18 protein-coding genes are annotated in these 18,291 nt (G+C 67.3%); 7 read left to right on the forward strand and 11 right to left on the reverse strand.

The features are described 5' to 3' along the window. Positions 1 to 118: 118 nt before the first annotated feature. Positions 119 to 1,681, reverse strand: coding sequence for an FAD-binding oxidoreductase (locus tag UK23_RS36840; RefSeq protein WP_052685389.1), 1,563 nt, complete (start codon positions 1,679 to 1,681; stop codon positions 119 to 121). On the opposite strand from UK23_RS36840, the gene UK23_RS36845 reads away from it, so the two are divergent. Continuing rightward, positions 1,680 to 2,255, forward strand: a complete 576-nt coding sequence (locus UK23_RS36845) for a TetR/AcrR family transcriptional regulator (protein ID WP_045316393.1) — start codon at positions 1,680 to 1,682, stop codon at positions 2,253 to 2,255. The genes UK23_RS36840 and UK23_RS36845 overlap by 2 nt on opposite strands. After that, positions 2,252 to 3,640 (forward strand): glycerol-3-phosphate dehydrogenase/oxidase, encoded by a 1,389-nt coding sequence (locus UK23_RS36850; RefSeq protein WP_045316394.1) that lies wholly within the window; start codon positions 2,252 to 2,254, stop codon positions 3,638 to 3,640. Before UK23_RS36845 ends, UK23_RS36850 begins: the two co-directional genes overlap by 4 nt. Positions 3,641 to 3,715: 75 nt before the next feature. Here UK23_RS36850 and UK23_RS36855 read toward each other — a convergent pair whose 3' ends face one another. From UK23_RS36855 to UK23_RS36865, 3 genes are read right to left on the reverse strand one after another with little or no spacing between them, the layout of a single operon-like run. Further along, positions 3,716 to 5,461 (reverse strand): WXG100 family type VII secretion target, encoded by a 1,746-nt coding sequence (locus tag UK23_RS36855; RefSeq protein WP_045316395.1) that lies wholly within the window; start codon positions 5,459 to 5,461, stop codon positions 3,716 to 3,718. Continuing rightward, positions 5,458 to 5,766: a type VII secretion target gene (locus UK23_RS36860; RefSeq protein WP_045316396.1), complete on the reverse strand. Its 309-nt coding sequence runs from the start codon at positions 5,764 to 5,766 to the stop codon at positions 5,458 to 5,460. Before UK23_RS36860 ends, UK23_RS36855 begins: the two co-directional genes overlap by 4 nt. Before the next feature lie 20 nt (positions 5,767 to 5,786). After that, positions 5,787 to 6,239 (reverse strand): YbaB/EbfC family nucleoid-associated protein, encoded by a 453-nt coding sequence (locus tag UK23_RS36865; RefSeq protein ID WP_052685390.1) that lies wholly within the window; start codon positions 6,237 to 6,239, stop codon positions 5,787 to 5,789. A 129-nt stretch (positions 6,240 to 6,368) separates the two neighbouring features. Between UK23_RS36865 and UK23_RS36870 the strand changes: the two genes are divergently transcribed. Together UK23_RS36870 and UK23_RS36875 are read left to right on the forward strand one after the other, a co-directional pair. Next, positions 6,369 to 7,277, forward strand: coding sequence for an ABC transporter ATP-binding protein (locus tag UK23_RS36870; protein ID WP_082115277.1), 909 nt, complete (start codon positions 6,369 to 6,371; stop codon positions 7,275 to 7,277). After that, complete coding sequence (locus tag UK23_RS36875) at positions 7,274 to 8,455, forward strand: ABC transporter permease (protein WP_045316398.1); 1,182 nt, start codon at positions 7,274 to 7,276, stop codon at positions 8,453 to 8,455. Before UK23_RS36870 ends, UK23_RS36875 begins: the two co-directional genes overlap by 4 nt. Here the strand turns inward: UK23_RS36875 and UK23_RS36880 are convergent. From UK23_RS36880 to UK23_RS36895, 4 genes are all read right to left on the reverse strand, one after another. Next, complete coding sequence (locus UK23_RS36880) at positions 8,452 to 9,660, reverse strand: cryptochrome/photolyase family protein (protein WP_419503916.1); 1,209 nt, start codon at positions 9,658 to 9,660, stop codon at positions 8,452 to 8,454. The genes UK23_RS36875 and UK23_RS36880 overlap by 4 nt on opposite strands. A gap of 107 nt (positions 9,661 to 9,767) precedes the next feature. Then, positions 9,768 to 11,081, reverse strand: coding sequence for a citrate synthase (locus UK23_RS36885; protein ID WP_045316400.1), 1,314 nt, complete (start codon positions 11,079 to 11,081; stop codon positions 9,768 to 9,770). A 224-nt stretch (positions 11,082 to 11,305) separates the two neighbouring features. Continuing rightward, complete coding sequence (locus UK23_RS36890) at positions 11,306 to 12,238, reverse strand: carbohydrate kinase family protein (protein ID WP_045316401.1); 933 nt, start codon at positions 12,236 to 12,238, stop codon at positions 11,306 to 11,308. A 6-nt stretch (positions 12,239 to 12,244) separates the two neighbouring features. Continuing rightward, complete coding sequence (locus UK23_RS36895; protein ID WP_045316402.1) at positions 12,245 to 12,835, reverse strand: TetR/AcrR family transcriptional regulator; 591 nt, start codon at positions 12,833 to 12,835, stop codon at positions 12,245 to 12,247. Between the two features lie 82 nt (positions 12,836 to 12,917). Between UK23_RS36895 and UK23_RS36900 the strand changes: the two genes are divergently transcribed. Beyond that, on the forward strand, positions 12,918 to 14,057 hold the full coding sequence (locus UK23_RS36900) for an acyl-CoA dehydrogenase family protein (RefSeq protein ID WP_045316403.1): 1,140 nt from the start codon (positions 12,918 to 12,920) through the stop codon (positions 14,055 to 14,057). 7 nt (positions 14,058 to 14,064) lie between these two features. Here UK23_RS36900 and UK23_RS36905 read toward each other — a convergent pair whose 3' ends face one another. Continuing rightward, positions 14,065 to 15,276: an amidohydrolase gene (locus UK23_RS36905; protein WP_045316404.1), complete on the reverse strand. Its 1,212-nt coding sequence runs from the start codon at positions 15,274 to 15,276 to the stop codon at positions 14,065 to 14,067. A 34-nt stretch (positions 15,277 to 15,310) separates the two neighbouring features. Next, positions 15,311 to 16,198 carry an aldose 1-epimerase family protein gene (locus UK23_RS36910; protein WP_045316405.1) on the reverse strand — a complete coding sequence of 296 codons (888 nt, stop codon included), beginning with the start codon at positions 16,196 to 16,198 and terminating at the stop codon, positions 15,311 to 15,313. Between the two features lie 38 nt (positions 16,199 to 16,236). On the opposite strand from UK23_RS36910, the gene UK23_RS36915 reads away from it, so the two are divergent. Together UK23_RS36915 and UK23_RS36920 are read left to right on the forward strand one after the other, a co-directional pair. Continuing rightward, positions 16,237 to 17,013: an MBL fold metallo-hydrolase gene (locus UK23_RS36915; protein ID WP_045316406.1), complete on the forward strand. Its 777-nt coding sequence runs from the start codon at positions 16,237 to 16,239 to the stop codon at positions 17,011 to 17,013. Next, on the forward strand, positions 17,010 to 17,729 hold the full coding sequence (locus UK23_RS36920; RefSeq protein ID WP_045316407.1) for an AAA family ATPase: 720 nt from the start codon (positions 17,010 to 17,012) through the stop codon (positions 17,727 to 17,729). Before UK23_RS36915 ends, UK23_RS36920 begins: the two co-directional genes overlap by 4 nt. A gap of 1 nt (position 17,730) precedes the next feature. On the opposite strand, the gene UK23_RS36925 is transcribed toward UK23_RS36920, so the two are convergent. Then, positions 17,731 to 18,291, reverse strand: a 561-nt coding sequence (locus UK23_RS36925; protein ID WP_045316410.1) for an APC family permease, incomplete at its 5' end; no start/stop codon positions are given.

The following is an 18,291-nucleotide window of genomic DNA, read 5'->3' on the forward strand; positions in this document are numbered from 1 at the left end:
GCAAGGTGAACTCTCGCAACCCAACCACCTACGGACTCGAAACCGACGCCCGCCAACGAACCAGGGAGACGGCAACGGCAACCGGTGCGCGCGCCGAAGGCGCCTCCGCCGGAACGGCCTAAATCATCTTCCCAGGATTCAAAATCCCAGTCGGATCCAACCGAGACTTCACCGCCCGCAACACATCCACCCCAATCCCCCCGATCTCCTTCTCCAACCACGGCGCATGATCCCGCCCAACCGCATGGTGATGCGTGATCGTCCCCAACCGGGAGATCACCTCAGAAGCCGCAACCTTGGCCCGCGCCCACTGCCCAACAGGATCAGCCAAGTCCCGCGGCACCAACACGGTGAAGTAAAGCGACGCCCCAGTCTCATAAGCATGCGAAACGTGGCACATCACCACAGGATCCCCAAGCTCACCGACCAAAGCCCCCCGCACAGCATCCCGCATCTCCGAAACCCGCGACCAATGCGTGGCAGTCTCCAGCGTCTCCACACAAACCCCAGCGTCGAGCAACGCATCCCGCTGCCGAGGCCCGTTGAACCTCCCGTGCAACCACGAGGCCCCCATCGCCCGCCCAAGCCGCACAACCTTCTTGCCGCTCAACGCACTCATGGTCGCTGACCGAGACCGGCACTCCCACCCGAGAATCACCAAGCAGGGTTGCCTGACCCCACGCAACCGCAGGTACTTCTTGACGGGCGCAGCCTTGGACCCTGCCAGTTCCAGCGCCACTTCAGTCTCGTCCACATCGGACAGCCGAGTGACATCCGCAAGAACGCCGTCCTGCGCAAGGGAACGCACGAGGTCGACGCCGGCTTCCCACCCGTCGACCACGAATCCCTCATAACGGGCCCCATAAGGCTTCGGCCGCACCCGCACGGAAACCTCGGTGATCACCCCGAACAGCCCTTCACTCCCGAGCACCAACTGCTTGAGGTCAGGCCCAGCAGCGGAAGCCGGCGCAGCCCCGACAACCCACTCCCCAACGGGGGTGGCCATCCGCACCGACTCGACCATGTCCTCGAATCGGCCGTACCCGGAGGACGCCTGACCGGCAGACCGGGTGGCCGCGAACCCGCCGATCGTGGCGCGTTCGAAGGACTGCGGCACGTGCCCCAGCGTGAACCCGTGCTCCCCCAACAATCTCTCAGCCTCAGGTCCAGTCAGCCCGGCCTGCAACACGGCCACGCGCGACACGGGGTCGACGGACACGAGCGAGCCCAGCCCAGCCAGATCCAAAGCGACCACGGCGGACTTGGAGCCACGCAGGGCTTCCACGCCACCCACCACGGAAGTCCCGCCACCGAACGGCACCACGGCAACGTCGTGCTCAACGCAGACCTTCAACACCTCGACGACCTCGTCAGGCGTAGCAGGCTGCACAACGGCGTCCGGCACCGCAGGCGTCCCGTGCCCGCGATGGCGAAGCAGGTCCAAGTAGGACAACCCACCGGACCGCCCCAGCCGATCCACGGCATCCACCGACACCGTGCAAACAGCCTCCAACGCCGTGAAGGTGTCAGCGGTCAGAGCCGACTCAGGCGCCACCAGCGGCACCTCGTCGAACGGTTCACCCAGCCCGACCCGCTGGCTCAACCAAGCCAGCGCATGCGGCGGCAACGGCACAGTTTCCGTGGTCCAACGAGCCCGAGTCACTGCTACAGTGTTACACATGACGTCTCAACGTCACACCCACGACGCGCTGCTCGACGCGACCCGTGAGTGTGTTCTAGAGGTGGGAGTACGCCGGACCACCCTCACTGACGTGGCAAAACGCGCCAACGTGAGCCGAATGACCCTTTACCGCCGCTACCCGGACGTGGACCACCTGGTCCGCGCCCTGATGACGAGAGAGTTCGCCGTCCTCCTCGAGCAGGTGGAGCAGGCCACCACCCGAGGCAACGCGAGAGAGCAACTGGTCAGCAGGTCCACCGAGGCGATCAAGGCCCTGTCGAGCAACCCGCTCATGCAGCGAGTCCTGCAACTCGACGCCGAACTGATGCTCCCGTACCTGACCGATCGCCTGGGCAGCACCCAGCGCCTGGTGGAGCAGTTCCTGATCGGACAGGTCGAAGCCGGCCACCTCGACGGCTCGATCCGGTTCGGCGACGCGAAAACGCAAGCGCGCGTGGTGCTGCTGACCACGCAGTCGATGGTCCTCTCCACGAAGCCCGCCACGTCCGGGCTCGACTTCACCTCGCTGCTGGACGAGCTCGCCAAGCAGCTGGACGGAGCTCTGCGACCGTGAACACCTCCCTGAACGCCACCCGCCGCGCGCAAGACCTCCAGGCAGCACAGGAAGAAGTCGCCGACCTCCTCGTGATCGGCGGCGGCGTCACGGGTACGGGTGTCGCGCTCGACGCGGCGTCCCGAGGCCTCAGGACCGTGCTGCTGGAGGCGCACGACCTGGCGTTCGGGACGTCGCGCTGGTCCAGCAAGCTCGTCCACGGCGGCCTGCGCTACCTCGCGAAGGGTGATGTGAAGCTCGCCCACGAGAGCGCGGTCGAGCGCGGCATCCTGATGACCAGGACCGCGCCGCACCTCACCCGCACGCTGCCGATGCTGTTCCCGTTGCACGCCAAGGCGAACAACTTCGTCATGGCGGGCCTCAAAGCGGGCAACGCCCTGCGCATCACCGCCGGCACGCCCGCCAGCGTCCTCCCGCGCCCGCGCAGGGTCCCGAAACAGGAAGCACTCGCGCTGGTTCCTGGCCTCGACCCGGCCGGCCTCACCGGCGGGCTCCTCAACTACGACGGCCAGCTGGTCGACGACGCCCGCCTCGTAGTCGCCCTCGCCCGCACCGCAGCCGGGTACGGCGCACGAATCATCACGCGGGCGAAAGTCCTGACACTGCAGGGCGACGGCGCCGAAGCCCAGGACACGCTCACCGGCACCACCTTCAGCATCCGCGCCAAAGCGGTGATCAACGCGACGGGCGTCTGGGCAGGCACGCTCGCGCCCGTGAACCTCCGCCCGTCCCGCGGCTCGCACCTGGTCGTCGACGCGAAAACCGTTGGCCTGACCGGAACAGCGCTCACGATCCCGGTGCCAGGCGAACGCAACCGCTACGCACTCCTGCTCCCCCAGGCGAACGGCCGCGCCTACCTCGGCCTCACCGACGAACCCGTCGACGAGATCCCGGACGTGCCGCAGGTGCCGGAGTCCGATGTGGACTTCCTGCTCAAGACGGCGTCCGGTGTCCTGCAACGGAACCTGACTCGGGAGGACGTCATCGGCAGCTACGCAGGCCTGCGCCCGCTGCTCGAAGCCGAGGGCCAGACCGCGGACCTGTCCCGCCACCACGCCGTGCTCAAGGCCCAGAACGGCGTGATCACCATCGTCGGCGGCAAGCTCACCACGTACCGCAAGATGGCAGCGGACGCCGTCGACGCCACGCACCTGACGCAGATCCCCTGCCGCACCAAGGACATCCGCCTGGTCGACGACAAGCCGCACCCGACCACGCCGATCGCGCCGGGCGTCACCGAGGCCGATATCGTCCACGCGATCCAGCACGAGGGCGCACTCGACATCGACGACATCCTCGACCGGCGCACGCGAATCGGCCTGGTGCCGGCGGATCGCGAGAAGGCAGCGCCGGAGATCGCGAAACTCCTCGCCGCCGTCGTATAGCGAAAGGGCGTCTGCAAGTACCGCCAACACGAAGTTGGTAGTACTTGCAGACGCCCTCAGCGCAAGGACTTCAGTTCACTCGCCGATGACCGGCTTCGCGGCCTTGGGCGGGTCGACCAGCGCCTCGCCCTCCAGCCGCACCTTCCGCTTGTGCTCGCTGTTGCCACCCTGCTGACCACCGGCACCCGCACCGGCGCCCATGCCGCCCATCATGCCGCCGCCGGCACCACCGGCACCGCCACCAGGACCGTGGGCACCGCCGCCACCGGCCGCGGCAGCACCGTGCGCACCGCCGGCGGACATGACACCGGCCGCGCCACCGAACTGCGTCGCCGACGTACCACCGGCACCACCGCCACCTGCCGGGCCGCCGCCGAGGCCGGCGGGCATGCCGCCACCGCCACCGCCGCCACCCTTGGGGATGCCGCCGCCACCGCCACCACCGCCGCCGCCACCGGCAGCAGCCGTCGCGGCGTGGTCCGTGGTCGTCGGGCGGTACCAGTCGGCGTTCGTCGTGGTCGGCGTGGAACCGAACGACGGAGGCGTGGTCACGCCACCGGCCGTGGTGGTCCTGTCGGCCTCCCAGTGACCAGGAACCCAATGGCCTCCCTGACCGGAGCCGGTACCGGGACCACCGGGAACACCCACACCGCCGGGCGGGGTGTAGCCGCTACCACCGCCTGGGGGCCGGTGGTGATCGGCGTCGGTGTGCCCGCTGCCGGGAAGGTGGTGGTCGGCGTCCGTGTGGCCGGGAGGCAGACCGACGCCACCCGCACCGCCACCCGCGCCACCGCGCACCGGGGTGGGCGGGGTGTAGGAACCGCCGCCGCCACCCGCGTTACCGCTCCACCCCGGCTGGTAGTCGCCGGGGTTGCCGCCGTGGACCGGGTCGAACGGCCTGGCCTGGCCGCCGGACGAGCTCAGGCCGGCGCCCTGGTAGGCACCCGCGCCGCTGGAGTACGTCCCGCCCGCACCCGCGTGAGCCTGGTTCTGGTGGGCGCTGTCGATACCGCTGAAGCCACCCGAGGTCGGCCTGCTGATGCCGCCCGCGCTGCCTCCACCGGCCTTCTGCGCCATCGACGAGATCGCGTCGATGATCTGCTCGGCCATCTTGGCGATCTGCGAGACCGACTTGACCAGGTCCATCAGCTTCTTGACCGAGCCGAGCAGCTTCTGGATGAAGTCCGCCAGCTTCTTCGCGTACTTGACCGCGGTCGTGACGATATCCGCGATCGCGCCAGCGATGGCCGCGCCGAACGTCAGGATCGACGCCGCCAGCCACTGGATGATCTTCATGACCATGTCGGCGACGGCCTGGCTGATCAGGTCCATGATCTGCTTGCGGACCTCGGCGACGAGCTTGCCCGCGCCCTCGACCGCCGCGGCGATGCCGTGGGTGGCCTTGGAGAGCGACTCCATGCCGTCGGCGTGCTTCTTGGCCGCCGCGCGGTAGGCGTCGGCCGCCTTGCCCTGCCACTCACGGGTCTGCGAGACGCAGATGCGTTCGTACTCGGTCGCGATCTCCTGCACCTGCTGGCCGGCCGACCGGTAGGTGCCCGCCATCCTGGAGATCGACTCCGGGCTGCCGAGCAGCGCGTCGAACGGCTCGCGCAGGAAGTCGACGTGCTGGATCGCCCAGCTGAAGCCCGCGGCGAGGAAGCCGCTCAGCGGGTTTCCGGACATGCCGATCATGCCCATGGCCGTGTTGGCCATGCCCAGGCCCGCGTTGACCCAGTCGCCGCGCTCGATGGACGAGTACGTGTTCGAGATGCTGCTGATCAGCTGCTGAGGGTTGGTGCCCTGAGACGACTGCGTGGTCATCCTCGACCTCCGTTGAAGCCGAACATGTTGTCGAGGTCGACCTGCTCGTACTGCTCGACCGTCTCCTTGAGCCCGGTCGCCATGTCCATCAACGAGTTCGTGGCCTTGCCGAGCACGTCCTGCCCGAGGCCCGCCTTCTCCAGGATGAACTGGGCCAGGAAGCCGCAGATGACGCCGAAGGCCTCAGTCGTGAGCGAGCCCGGGTCGCACGTGTCGGTGGCCTTGCGCAACCGATCGGTGAGCCGGTCCACGGCCGCCGCGTGGTGTCTCAGCTCGTCGAGATCGATGTTGAAGTGCTGCTGCATGCTCTAACCCCCTCCTGCACTCAGGCCATGACGTCGGGCGGGTTGGTGAAGTACTCGTCGTCGGGCCGAAGGTCCTTGCGCTCCAACTCCGACTTCGGTTCCTCCTCGTCGGTTCCGTCGCCCGCGTATCCGTTGGGCATCTGCGCCTTCACGAAATCGAGCGCCGGGCTCTCGCCGACGAACTCGCCCATGATCTGCACGACGCGGCCTGATGCCTCACGCTGGGCCTTGGTGGAGGCGGCGAGCACGGCTGCGGCGATCTCGCTGGGGTCCATGCCGCGAGCCTCTGGCTTGATCTGCAGGTCTGTCAGCACCCCCGTGGCGTTGACAGTCACCGTGATCAGGCCGTCCGGCGAGCTTGCGCTCCCACCTACACCGCCGAGCTGGCCGACAGCCTGCTCAGCCTGCTGCTTCGCCTGCTCGATCTTGGCCCCGTACGTCTTGAGCCACTGATCGGGGTCGATGGTCTCCATGGTCACCCCCGTTGAGTGAATTGGTCGTTCGTTCGATTCGCCGTAGACGCCCGTATCGTTTCACTCGTTCCCTGCTCACCGATACTTTGAGTCCGATTACCGCCATCCGGGCTAACGAAGGGGTGCACCGTGCCTGAGGGGGTGCTGGAGATCGACCGGATCTCCAAGCGCTACGGGGAGGTCGTTGCCCTGCGGGACATGTCCTTCGACGTTCGCGCGGGCGAGCTCTTCGGTTTTGTCGGCAGCAACGGCGCCGGGAAGACCACGGCCATGCGGATCGCGCTGGGCGTGCTCGTCGCCGACGCCGGTGAGGTGCGGTGGAACGGAAGAGCCGTCGACCTGGACACCCGCCGCCGCATCGGGTACATGCCCGAGGAGCGGGGTCTCTACCCGCGCATGAAGGTGCTCGACCAGCTCGTCTACCTGGCCGAGCTGCACGGCATGAGCACCAACGAGGCCCACACGAGCGCGGAGAACTGGATCGCGCGCCTGGGCCTGCGCGACCGCCGCACGGACGAGGTGCAGCGGCTGTCGCTGGGCAACCAGCAGCGCGTCCAGCTCGCCGCCGCCCTGGTGCACGAGCCGGACGTGCTGGTGCTCGACGAGCCGTTCTCCGGCCTCGACCCGGTCGCGGTGGACGTGATGAGCCAGGTGCTGCGCGAGAAGGCGGCCGCCGGCGTGCCCGTGGTGTTCTCCAGCCACCAGCTCGACCTGGTGGAACGGCTGTGCGACCGGGTCGGCATCATCAGCGCCGGCTCGATGGTCGCGAGCGGAACGGTGGACGAACTTCGCTCCGGCGGGGTGCCGCGGCTGGTCGTTGAGTCGCCAACGACCGACTGGACTGTCACGCTGGACGGCGTGCGGGTGATCGAGAAGAACGGGACGCGCTGCGTGCTGGAACTGACGTCCGGCGTCGACGACCAGACCGTCCTGCACGCCGCTCTCGCCGCCGGTCCCGTGCACGAGTTCTCCCGCCATCGGCCCACGCTGACCGAGCTGTTCCGCAACGTCGTGACCACTGAGGGCAGGAGCGCATGACGTCGGCCCGAGCGGTCTCGTTGGTGGCCAAACGCGAGTTCGTCACGAAGGTGCGCACCAGGTCGTTCCTGATCGGCACAGCGGTGATCATCGCCGTGCTCGCCGGGTACGTGGTCTTGCAGTCGGTGCTGTTCGACGACCAGCAGCGCAGCGTCGTCGGGTTCTCCGGCCAGGCGACGCAGCTCGCGGATCCGTTGCAGGAGAAGGCTCGTGCGTTCGGCATCGACGTCGAGACGCGTGATGTCACCACGATGTCCGGCGCCGAGCAGCAGGTGCGCGACGGCTCGCTGGACGCGCTCGTCACCGGTGCGCCACCGGAGCTGAAGATGATCGTCAAGGGCTCCGGCGACGAGGTGCTGACGACCGCGCTGAACGACGTGCTGCGCCAGCAGGTGCTGGTCGCCCAGCTCGCCGAGACCGGCAAGACCCCGCAGCAGGTCGCGGAGAGCCTGGCGGACGTCAACGTGGCCGTGACGGCGCTGGAACCCGTTGACCCGCAACGAGGTCAGCGCCTCGCGATCGGGTTGATCGTGGCCGCGCTGCTGTACTACTCGCTGCTGGTCTACGGCACGATGGTCGCCCAGGGCGTGGTCGAGGAGAAGTCCAGCCGCGTCGTCGAGATCCTGCTCGCGACCGTCCGGCCGTGGCAGTTGTTGCTGGGCAAGGTGATCGGGCTCGGCGCGGTCGGTCTGCTGCAGCTACTGGTGATCTCCACGGTCGGGCTCGGGCTGTCGTCGGCGTTCGACGTGATCGACGTGGGAGCTCTCGGCGGCACCGCCCTGTTGACCGGCGTGCTGTGGTACCTGCTCGGTTTCTTCTTGTACGCCACGGTGTTCGCGGCGGCCGCTTCGCTGGTGTCGCGGCAGGAGGAACTGCAGTCGGTGCTGACACCGATCAGCATGACGATCATCGTGGCGTTCGTGGCAGGCATCAACCTGATGATCGGCAGCCCGTCCGGCACGACCGTGACGGTGCTGTCGCTGCTGCCGCCGTTCGCGCCGATCCTGATGCCGGGCCGGATGGCACTGGGCGTCGCTCCGGCGTGGCAGGTGCTGCTGGCCGTGGCGCTTGCCCTGGCAGCCATCGCGGCCATCACGTGGCTGGGCGGCAAGGTCTACGCGAACGCGGTGCTCCGGACGGGCGCTCGCGTGAAGCTCCGGGAAGCGTTGAAGATCTAGGCTGACTTGATGGCCTGATACCGGTCGAGGGCCACCTGTCGTTCCACGGCGTGGTCGACGATCGGTGTCAGGTCGATGCTGTCCGGCGCGTACTTGCGGACGTACGCGCCGTCCGGGTCGAACTTCTTGGCCTGCGTCAACGGGTTGAACACGCGGAAGTACGGCGCCGCGTCCGTGCCGCACCCCGCGACCCACTGCCAGTTGTGCTGGTTCGACGCGAGGTCGCCGTCCACGAGGTGCTTCATGAAGTGCCTCGCGCCCCACCACCACGGCAGATGCAGGTCCTTCACCAAGAAGCTGGCCACGATCATGCGGACCCTGTTGTGCATGAAGCCTTCCTGCAACAACTGCCGCATGCCGGCGTCGACGATCGGGTAGCCGGTGCGGCCCTGCGTCCAGGCCTCGAACAGCTCCTCGTCGTTGTCGTGCTGCATCCGGTCGAACTTGCGGTCGTAGTTCTCGCGCGCGGTTTCCGGCTTGTGCCACAACACATCCGCGTAGAACTCACGCCAGGCCAGCTCGCTGCGGAACGTGCCGTCGCAGTCCTGCAGCAACGTCCGCGGGTGCAGCACGCCGAACCTCAGGTACGCCGACAGCCTGCTCGTCGCGTCGAGGTCGGGACGGTCGCGCGTGTTGTCGTAGTCCTCAAGTCGTTCATCCCGGAACTCCTCCCACAGCTTGAGCGCATCCGGGAGTTTTCGAGTTGTGGCAGGAAGTTCGACGCTGTGGCCTGATTCGATCCAGTCCAGAGTGGACGCGCCGGTGTCCGCCGGCTTGCGCCAGCCGTGGTCCAGCCAGGCGTTGCGGAACGGCGTGAAGACCTTGAACGGCGTTCCGTCCTGTTTGCGCACCCTGCCCGGAGTCACGGCGTAGGGCGAGCCGGACCGGACGAGTTCGATGTCCCCCAACGCTTCTTCGACGGCCTGGTCGCGCTTCCGCCCGTACGGCGCGCAGTCCGCGGAGATGTGCACGCTCTCCGCACCGATCTCCCGCGCCACCCGAGGCACCACCTCCACCGGGTCGCCGTGCACCACCATCAAACGGCCGCCGAGTTGGTCGTTCAACGCGTGCAAACAGCGGTGCAGGAAATCGATTCGCGGCTGTCCGGACGGTTTCAGCAACCGATCGTCGAGAACGAACAACGCGAGTGCCCGAGGAGATCGTTCCGCCGCCGCGAGAAAGGCAGGATGATCGGCCGTTCGCAGATCACGACGGAACCAGACAACAGAGGGAGAGCTCACCCTCTGACGTTACAAAGCGAAAGGCGCGCCCGCAGAACGGGCGCGCCTTTCGGTGAAGCAGTACTACGCGATCAGCGGTTCTCCATCGAGATGAAGTCGCGCTCCGTCGGGCCGGTGTAGATCTGCCGCGGACGGCCGATCTTCGTGGCCGGGTCGTTGATCATCTCGCGCCAGTGCGCGATCCAGCCGGGGAGACGGCCGAGCGCGAACAGCACGGTGAAGAACTTCGTCGGGAAGCCCATCGCCCGGTAGATCAGACCCGTGTAGAAGTCCACGTTCGGGTAGAGCTTGCGGGAGATGAAGTACTCGTCGCTCAGAGCGGCCTCTTCCAGCTGCTTCGCGATGTCGAGCAGCTGGTCGTCGGCGCCGAGCTTGCCGAGGATCTCGTCGGCGGTCTTCTTGATGATCGCGGCGCGCGGGTCGTAGTTCTTGTAGACCCGGTGGCCGAAGCCCATCAGGCGGACGCCGTCCTCCTTGTTCTTGACCTTGTTGACGAACGCCTTCACGTCGCCGCCGTCGGCCTTGATCTTCTCGAGCATCTCCAGCACCGCGCTGTTCGCGCCGCCGTGCAGCGGGCCGAACAGGGCGTTGATGCCGGCGGAGATGGACGCGAAGAGGTTCGCCTCGGACGAGCCGACCAGGCGCACGGTCGACGTGGAGCAGTTCTGCTCGTGGTCGGCGTGCAGGATGAACAGCAGGTCGAGCGCGCGGACCAGGTCCGGGTCGAGGTCGTAGGCCTCGGCCGGGAAGCCGAAGGTCATCCGCAGGAAGTTCTCCACCAGGCCAAGCGAGTTGTCCGGGTAGAGGAACGGCTGACCGATCGACTTCTTGTACGCGTAGGCCGCGATGGTCGGCAGCTTGGCGAGCAGGCGGATCGTGGAGATTTCCACCTGGTTCGCGTCGAACGGCGACAGCGAGTCCTGGTAGAAGGTCGACAGGGCCGACACCGCGGAGGACAGCACCGGCATCGGGTGCGCGTCACGCGGGAAGCCGTCGAAGAAGCGCTTGAGGTCCTCGTGCAGCAGCGTGTGCCTGCTGATCTTGGAGGAGAAGTCGTCCAGCTGGGCCTGGGTGGGCAGCTCGCCGTAGATCAGCAGGTAGCTGACCTCGATGAAGTTCGAACGCGCGGCCAGCTGCTCGATCGGATACCCGCGGTAACGCAGAATGCCCGCGTCACCGTCGATGTAGGTGATCTCGGAGGAGCAGGAGGCCGTGTTGACGAAACCGGTGTCCAGGGTTACCAGACCGGTCGTCGACAGCAGTTTGCCGAGTTCGATGCCGGACGCGCCTTCGGTCGCCGGCACCACCTTCATCTCGAGCTCTCCGCCCCCGTGGCGCAGCGCGACGGTCTGGGTGTCGTTCGGCGCAGTCGTCGCGTCGGGCATTCAAGTCCCTCTCAACGCTCGGACGGGGTGGCGGCAGGTCGCACGGCCTGCCGTCGTCTCGGACCACCCCGTTGGGATCTGAGTCTTCTGAGTTCACTCACGCTAGTCGGCGGAAGGCCCGCCTCGCAGCAGCGGTGTGAACCGATTCTGTGAGATGGGACCGGCATCACATCCGTAATGCCAGTTTCTAGCGCGGCTACCTCACGGTAGTCCGTTCCTCGGCTTTATCCAGCCAACGCAGCGGTGAGTTCGCTCGCAAAAGGCGGCTCGGCACCCGCGCGCGAACATGTGATCGCGGCGGCGGCACCCGCGTAGGTCAATGCGGCGGTCCATTCCTCACTCGCGAGTGCCCGGACCTTCTCCACGCTCAACACGTCGTGGTCGTGCAGCCACGCGAGCAGGGCACCTTGCACCGTGTCCCCGGCCCCGATCGTGTCGACCACGTCCACCTTCACGGGCGGCACGTCGACCTGTCCCGTGGCGGTGATCACCGACAGACCGTCGCCACCTCTGGTGAGCACGACCGCGGCCGGTCCCTGTGAAATCCACGTCCTTGCGATCTCGATCACGTCGCTTTCCTCCGCGAGCCACTGCGCGTCCTCGACGGACAGCTTCAGCAACCCGACGTCCGGCAGCCACGACCGGAACCGCGCGCGGTAGGCGCCCGGATCGTCGATCAGCCCGGCCCGGATGTTGGGGTCGAGTGCGGTGAGCAAACGCTTGCTCTCGCGCCTCAGGACCTTCTCGTAGACCGAGGCGCCGGGCTCCAGGACGAGCGACAGCGTGCCGAACGACACGGCCCGCACGTCGGCAGGCAGCGGCCCGGGGTCCTCGACGAGCCGGTCGGCCGTGCCGTCGACGTAGAACGAGTAGCGCGCCGAACCGTCATCGGCGAGCCCGACGACGGCCAAAGTCGTGTTCTCCGGTCCGCGCTGGACCAGCTCCGTGCCCACGTTCGACGCGTGCAGCCGCTTGACCAGCTGCTCCCCGAAGTGGTCGCTCGACACCCGCGACAGGAAGCTCGTCGGCACGTCCAGCCGCCCCAACGCCACCGCGACGTTGTACGGCCCGCCACCGAGCTTCGGCGCGAGCGGCGTCAGCTCGTCGTCCCCCACCGGCACCATGTCGACCAGTGCCTCACCAGCAACCACGATCACTGCGTTCTACTCCTTCGGGGAGGCTCCGGTCCTTTGAAGCCCATCCAACAACAACTCGCCCAAAGCGGTGAACGCCTCGGCGTCCGAAACGCCTGCCCGCTTCGTGAGGACACCCGTCTGGATGCTCTCGATGAGCAACCCGGCCATCTCGGCGAACAGCACCGCGTGCACCTCGCGGAACACGTGCAGCTCGACCCCGTCCTGGATGAACGCCTTGATGCGCTCGGCGGCGGCGCGCGCGTTGCGCTCGTACGTCGCCCTCGTCGGCGGGAAGTCGGACACGTCCGCGATGAACGCCGCCGAGGCCTTCGACAGCTCCTCGGCCGCGCCCGCGAGGTAACTTCCGATGCGTTTGCGCACGTCGTTAAGGCCTGCGATGCGCTTCTCGATGCGTTCGGCGGCACCCTTGAAGTACCGGCCGACCACCCGCACGGCCAACTGTTCCTTGCTGCCGGCGAGCGCGTACAGCGTCGACTTCGAGCAGTGCAGCCTGCCCGCGATGTCATCGAGCGTGAGGTGACCGAAGCCCTCGGTGAGGAAGAGAGCCTCCAACCGGGTGAGCAGCTCAGCCTGCCGCTGCGTGAGAGCCCGCGTCATGTGACGACCTTGCCACACTCACTGGCAACTGTACTGACGTACGTCCTACAGTACAGCTACCAGTACACACCGGAGGTCGACGATGCCCGCCGAGAGGCTGCTGCCCACCCAAGAGGCCGAGGACCTGATTGCGCTGGTCAGGGAGATCGCGCGGGACGAGCTGAAGCCCCACGCCGCGGACGCGGAGGAGAACGAGAAGTTCCCCCGCGACGCGTTCCGCCTGCTGGGCAGGGCCGGCCTGCTGGGCCTGCCGTACGCCGAGGACTTCGGCGGCGGCGCGCAGCCCTACGAGGTGTACCTGCAGGCCCTCGAAGAGGTCGCCTCTGCCTGGATGACCGTCGCCGTCGGCATGTCCGTGCACGTCATGTCCTGCTACGGCCTCGCCACCTTCGGCACCCGCGAACAGCAGGACCGCTGGCTCCCCGAGATGCTCGAAGGCGAACTCCTCGGCGGCTACGCCCTCTCCGAGGTCCAGGCGGGCTCCGACCCGGCCGCCATGTCGACCCGAGCCGTCCGCAAGGGCTCCGAGTACGTCGTCAACGGCACCAAGGCGTGGATCACCCACGCCGGCGCCGCCGACTTCTACACCCTCATGGCCCGCACGTCCCCGGACGGCGGCCGGGGCATCTCCTGCTTCCTGGCCCCCGGCGACGCACGCGGCCTGTCCGCCGACACCCCGGAACGCAAGATGGGCCTCACCGGCTCCATCACCGCTCAGCTGGCTTTCGACGACGTCCGCTTCGGCACCGACCGCCTGATCGGTTCCGAAGGCGACGGCCTGAAGATCGCACTGTCCGCTTTGGACTCGGGCCGCCTGGGCATCGCCGCCTGCGCCGTCGGTCTGGCCCAAGCCGCCCTGGACGAAGCCGTGGCCTACGCCAAGACCCGCACCCAGTTCGGCCGCCCGATCATCGAATTCCAGGGCCTCGAGTTCCTCCTGGCCGACATGGCCGCCGCCGTGGAATCAGCCCGAGCCACGTACCTCCACGCGGCCCGCATGCGCGACGCCGGCCGCCCCTTCCGCCAGCAGGCGTCGATCGCCAAGCTGATCGCCACCGACGCGGCCATGAAGGTGACCACCGACGCCGTCCAAGTTCTCGGCGGCGCCGGCTACACCCGCGACTTCCCGGTCGAGCGCTACATGCGCGAGGCCAAGGTCCTGCAAATCTTCGAAGGCACCAACCAGATCCAGCGCCTCGTCATCGGCCGAGGCCTGCGGTAACGATCAACTACGGCTGTTCCCGGTAGAAGGGGTCGGCCACGACCCCTTCACCCTTCCGCTCGTCGAACGTGTAGACCTCGCGCCCCTCCACATACACGTGCAGGGCCCGGCTCATCACGTCCAGCGGATCCCCGGACCAGATGACAACATCGCCGTCGAGCCCCGGCTTCAACGCGCCGACCCGATCATCGAGCCCCATGATCCGCGCGGGGTTGACCGTCAACGACCTGATGGCGACCTCCGGATCCAACCCTTCCTTCACCGCCAACGTGGCCTGGTGCACCAGGAAGTGAATCGGCACAACGGGATGGTCAGTGGTGATCGCCAGCTCCACCCCGGCCCGCGCCAGGATCCCGGGGTTCCGCAACCCCCGGTTCCGAACCTCCACTTTGGACCGCGAGGTGAACAGCGGACCGATGATCACCGGAATCTGCTTCTCCGCGATGAGATCCGCGATCAGATGCCCTTCAGTGCCGTGGTTGAGGATCAGCTTGTAACCGAACTCCTCCGACAGCCTGATGGCCGTGGCGATGTCATCCGCCCGATGCGCGTGCTGGCACCAAGGCAGCTCACCACTGAGCACCTTCGCCAGGATCTCCTGCGTGTTGTTGCGGTCAAAGGCCTTCCCGTCGGCCTCAGCCTCAGCCTTCTTCGCCACATAATCCTGCGTCTTGGTCAACTCGTCCCGGATGACCGCCGCAACCCCTTGCCGCGTGGACGGCAACTTCCCCTTCTCGCCGTACACCCGCTTCGGGTTCTCCCCAAGCGCACTCTTGACGCTCACCGGCTCCTTGACGAGCATCTCGTCAACAGTCCGCCCCCAGCACTTGACCGCCACCGTCTGGCCACCGATCGGGTTCCCCGACCCTGGCTTGATCACCGCGGTCGTGACGCCACCGCTGAGCGCGTCCCCGAACCCGAGATCAGCGGGGTTGATGGCGTCGAGTGCCCGCATCCGCGCGCCGACCGGGTCGGTCATCTCGTTGGTGTCCTGCCCGGCCCACCCCTCGGCCTCCTCATGGACACCGATGTGCCCGTGCGCCTCGACAAAGCCAGGCAGCACCCACGCCCCGTCAGCGTCGACAACCTCAACCCCGTCGGGAATGTCGACGTCGGCCCCAACCGCGACGATCTTCCCGTCCTGAATGAGAACAGTTCCACCCTCGACAGGCTCTCCGTCGACGGGAACGACGTAGCCCCCGGTGATCGCGATGTTCATGGTTAGCAACGCTAACGGTTGGGCCCGCGTTTCGCTACGAGAGCGGCCTGATCCCCCACCGGGCACCCCAGGACTCACCCGGCGCGACCCAGATCAGGTCGATCCCCGAGTTCAACGCGTCCGGCGGGCACGTCATCGGCTCGATCGCCACCGCCCGCCCGCGGTCCGGGTAGGAGTCCGGCGTGTACACCTGCACCCACCGGAACGCGGGGTCCGCCCAGACCTCGACCCCACCGTCCTCCGCGGTCAGCGAGTGCCGGATCAGTCCGTCCCGCCCCGGTTCACACCCGCCGAACGGCGTGTCCAGGTGCACGCCGGCGAGCTCCCGCCCCTCCCGGAAGTCGTACGAAGTCCCCTCAACGGCAACCGCTTCCCCTGAGGGCACCATCCGCTCAACATCCAACGGCAGCACCGTCGTAGCCGCCAACGTCAACGTGCACGAATCAGTAGCCGCGTTCCCGGCCCGCGGATAGGGATGCGTCCCAACCCCGAACGGCGTCGCCACATCCCCGACGTTCTTCACCCCGTGCGTGACCGTCAGCCCGTTGTCATCCAGCGCATACGACACAGTGAGATACAACGCCGCAGGCCATCCAGCCTGAGGCTCCACCGTCGTCTGCAAAGACACCAACGACCCGGTGTGCTCCAACGTCGACCAAGGCCGCCGCCGAACCAGCCCGTGAATAGCGTTCCCCCGAGCCGGCTCAGTCACATCCAACTGCTGCCGAACCCCGTCCAGCACCCAGGAAGCCCCAGCAGTCCGGTTCGGCCAGGGGATCAGCACGGCCCCGGCGCTCATCGGCGGCTTCTCGTCGGGTCCGAATGTCTCCACATACGGAACGCCGTCCACTTCGAAAGACCGCAGGCCTGCGCCTACAGTCGTGATCACAGCGGTGGCACCCTCGTACGAGATCCCCAACATGAGGCTGCAGCCTACGGGGCCAGCGGAAGGAATCCTCCATGAAGGTTCATCACCTCAACTGCGGCACCATGCGTCCGCCCATGGTCGCGGGCGGCATCGTGGCGCACTGCCTGCTGATCGAGACCGACCAGGGCCTCGTCCTGGTCGACACCGGCTTCGGCACGCACGAGGTGACGGACCCGAAGGGCACGCTCGACCCGCTCAGCCGGACTCTGCTCAAGCCGCTGCTGGACATCAACGAGACCGCGATCTGCCAGGTCGAGAAGCGCGGCCACACCGCCGACGACGTGCGGCACATCCTGCTCACCCACCTCGACCTGGACCACGCCGGCGGGCTGCGGGACTTCCCGAACGCCACCGTGCACGTGCTGGACACCGAGCTGGACGCGGCGACGAACCCGCGCAACGCCAAAGAGCGGGCGCGGTACCCGAAGGCGCAGCGCGACGGGGTCACGTTCGAGACGCACAAGGCCGAGGGCGAGGACTGGTACGGGTTCGAGGCGGTCAAGAACATCGCGGGCCTGCCGGAGGACATCCTGATGGTGCCGCTCATCGGCCACACGCGCGGCCACACGGGCATCGCGGTCAAGAGCGACGACGGCTGGCTGCTGCACGCGGGCGACGCCTACTTCTACCGCGGCGAGATCGAAACGCCGCCGAGCAACATCTTCGCGCTCAAGCTCACCGTCAAGCAGACCGAGACGATCCGCGAACAGCGTCTGTCCAATGTGGAGCGACTCAAGGAGCTCAAGAAGCAGGGCGAGGTCGAGGTGTTCTGCGCCCACGACCCGGTCGAACTGGCCCGCGTCGGATGACGTTCATCCGCCAGATCCGGCTCGACGAAATCCACGACACGCACCGCTACCCGTTCACGCTCCCGGTCGTCCAGCACCTGATCAAGAACCCGATCGAGCTCACCACACCCGTCACGTTCCTGGTCGGCGACAACGGCGCGGGCAAGTCGACGCTGGTAGAGGCGATCGCGGTGGCGGCCGGGTTCAACGCCGAGGGCGGCACGCAGTCGTTCAACTTCGCCACGAAAGCCACCGAGTCGTCGCTCGGCGACTACCTGACGCTGAGCTGGGGCACCAGGAAGCCGCGAACCGGTTTCTTCCTCAGAGCCGAGTCGTTCTACAACGTCGCCACCGAGATCGACCGGATCGGCCAGGGCATCCACGCCTCGTACGGCGGCAAGTCGCTGCACGAGCGGTCGCACGGCGAGAGCTTCATGGACCTGATGACGCACAGGTTCGGCGGCCGGGGCCTCTACGTGCTGGACGAGCCGGAAGCAGCGCTGTCCGTGAAGGGATGCCTCACGGTCCTGCGGCGCATGCACGAACTGGTCAACGAAGGCTCGCAGTTCATCATCGCCACCCACTCGCCGATCCTGCTCGCCGCGCCGAACGCCCAGATCCTCGAGATCACCGACGGCGAGATCGACGAAGTCCCTTACGACGCAGCGGAACCGGTCGCGCTCACCCGCAACTTCCTGGGTGAGCCCGACCGGTTCCTGAGGCACCTGCTGGACTGAGCTACTTCGACAGGTTCTCCGGGTGGATCTCCACCTTGCCGTGCGTCACGCGGTTGATCGCCCAGAGCACCAGACCGGCCAGCAGCAGGAAGCCCGCGATCTTGTAGTCGTCCCACGGCCGCCCGGACAGCACCGGAATCGCGAGGTACGCGCAGGTGACGGAACCGAGCACCGGCGCCCACGTCGGCGCCCGGAAGTGCTTGTGCTCCACCTTCTCCTTGCGCAGCACCAGGCACGCGATGTTGACGATGGTGAAGACCACCAGCAACAGCAACGACGTCGTGCCGCCGAGCTTGCCGATGTCGAAGAACGACACCAGGATCACCGCGATGCCCGACGTGAAGACGATCGAGATCCACGGCGTGCGGCGGAACGGGTGCACGGTGCCGAAGAACCGCGGGATGATCTGCTCGTTCGACATGCCGTAGAGCAGCCGCGACGCCATCAGCATGTTGATCAGAGCCGAGTTGATGACCGCCAGCAGGCCGATCAACGCGAAGATCCACAACGGGAACCCCGGCGCGCCAACGGAAATCACCTTCAGCAACGCGCCGCTGCCCGC

The sequence above is a fragment of the Lentzea aerocolonigenes genome (assembly GCF_000955955.1).
Lineage (GTDB): Bacteria > Actinomycetota > Actinomycetes > Mycobacteriales > Pseudonocardiaceae > Lentzea > Lentzea aerocolonigenes_A.

Excerpts from the sequence above, each read along its gene's own strand:
- UK23_RS36845 (WP_045316393.1), top strand. The coding sequence starts at position 1,680 with ATGACGTCTCAACGTCACACCCACGACGCGCTGCTCGACGCGACCCGT.
- UK23_RS36840 (WP_052685389.1), bottom strand. The coding sequence starts at position 1,681 with ATGTGTAACACTGTAGCAGTGACTCGGGCTCGTTGGACCACGGAAACT.
- UK23_RS36855 (WP_045316395.1), bottom strand. The coding sequence starts at position 5,461 with ATGACCACGCAGTCGTCTCAGGGCACCAACCCTCAGCAGCTGATCAGC.
- UK23_RS36860 (WP_045316396.1), bottom strand. The coding sequence starts at position 5,766 with ATGCAGCAGCACTTCAACATCGATCTCGACGAGCTGAGACACCACGCG.
- UK23_RS36865 (WP_052685390.1), bottom strand. The coding sequence starts at position 6,239 with ATGGAGACCATCGACCCCGATCAGTGGCTCAAGACGTACGGGGCCAAG.
- UK23_RS36875 (WP_045316398.1), top strand. The coding sequence starts at position 7,274 with ATGACGTCGGCCCGAGCGGTCTCGTTGGTGGCCAAACGCGAGTTCGTC.
- UK23_RS36885 (WP_045316400.1), bottom strand. The coding sequence starts at position 11,081 with ATGCCCGACGCGACGACTGCGCCGAACGACACCCAGACCGTCGCGCTG.
- UK23_RS36895 (WP_045316402.1), bottom strand. The coding sequence starts at position 12,835 with ATGACGCGGGCTCTCACGCAGCGGCAGGCTGAGCTGCTCACCCGGTTG.
- UK23_RS36900 (WP_045316403.1), top strand. The coding sequence starts at position 12,918 with ATGCCCGCCGAGAGGCTGCTGCCCACCCAAGAGGCCGAGGACCTGATT.
- UK23_RS36905 (WP_045316404.1), bottom strand. The coding sequence starts at position 15,276 with ATGAACATCGCGATCACCGGGGGCTACGTCGTTCCCGTCGACGGAGAG.
- UK23_RS36910 (WP_045316405.1), bottom strand. The coding sequence starts at position 16,198 with ATGTTGGGGATCTCGTACGAGGGTGCCACCGCTGTGATCACGACTGTA.
- UK23_RS36915 (WP_045316406.1), top strand. The coding sequence starts at position 16,237 with ATGAAGGTTCATCACCTCAACTGCGGCACCATGCGTCCGCCCATGGTC.
- UK23_RS36920 (WP_045316407.1), top strand. The coding sequence starts at position 17,010 with ATGACGTTCATCCGCCAGATCCGGCTCGACGAAATCCACGACACGCAC.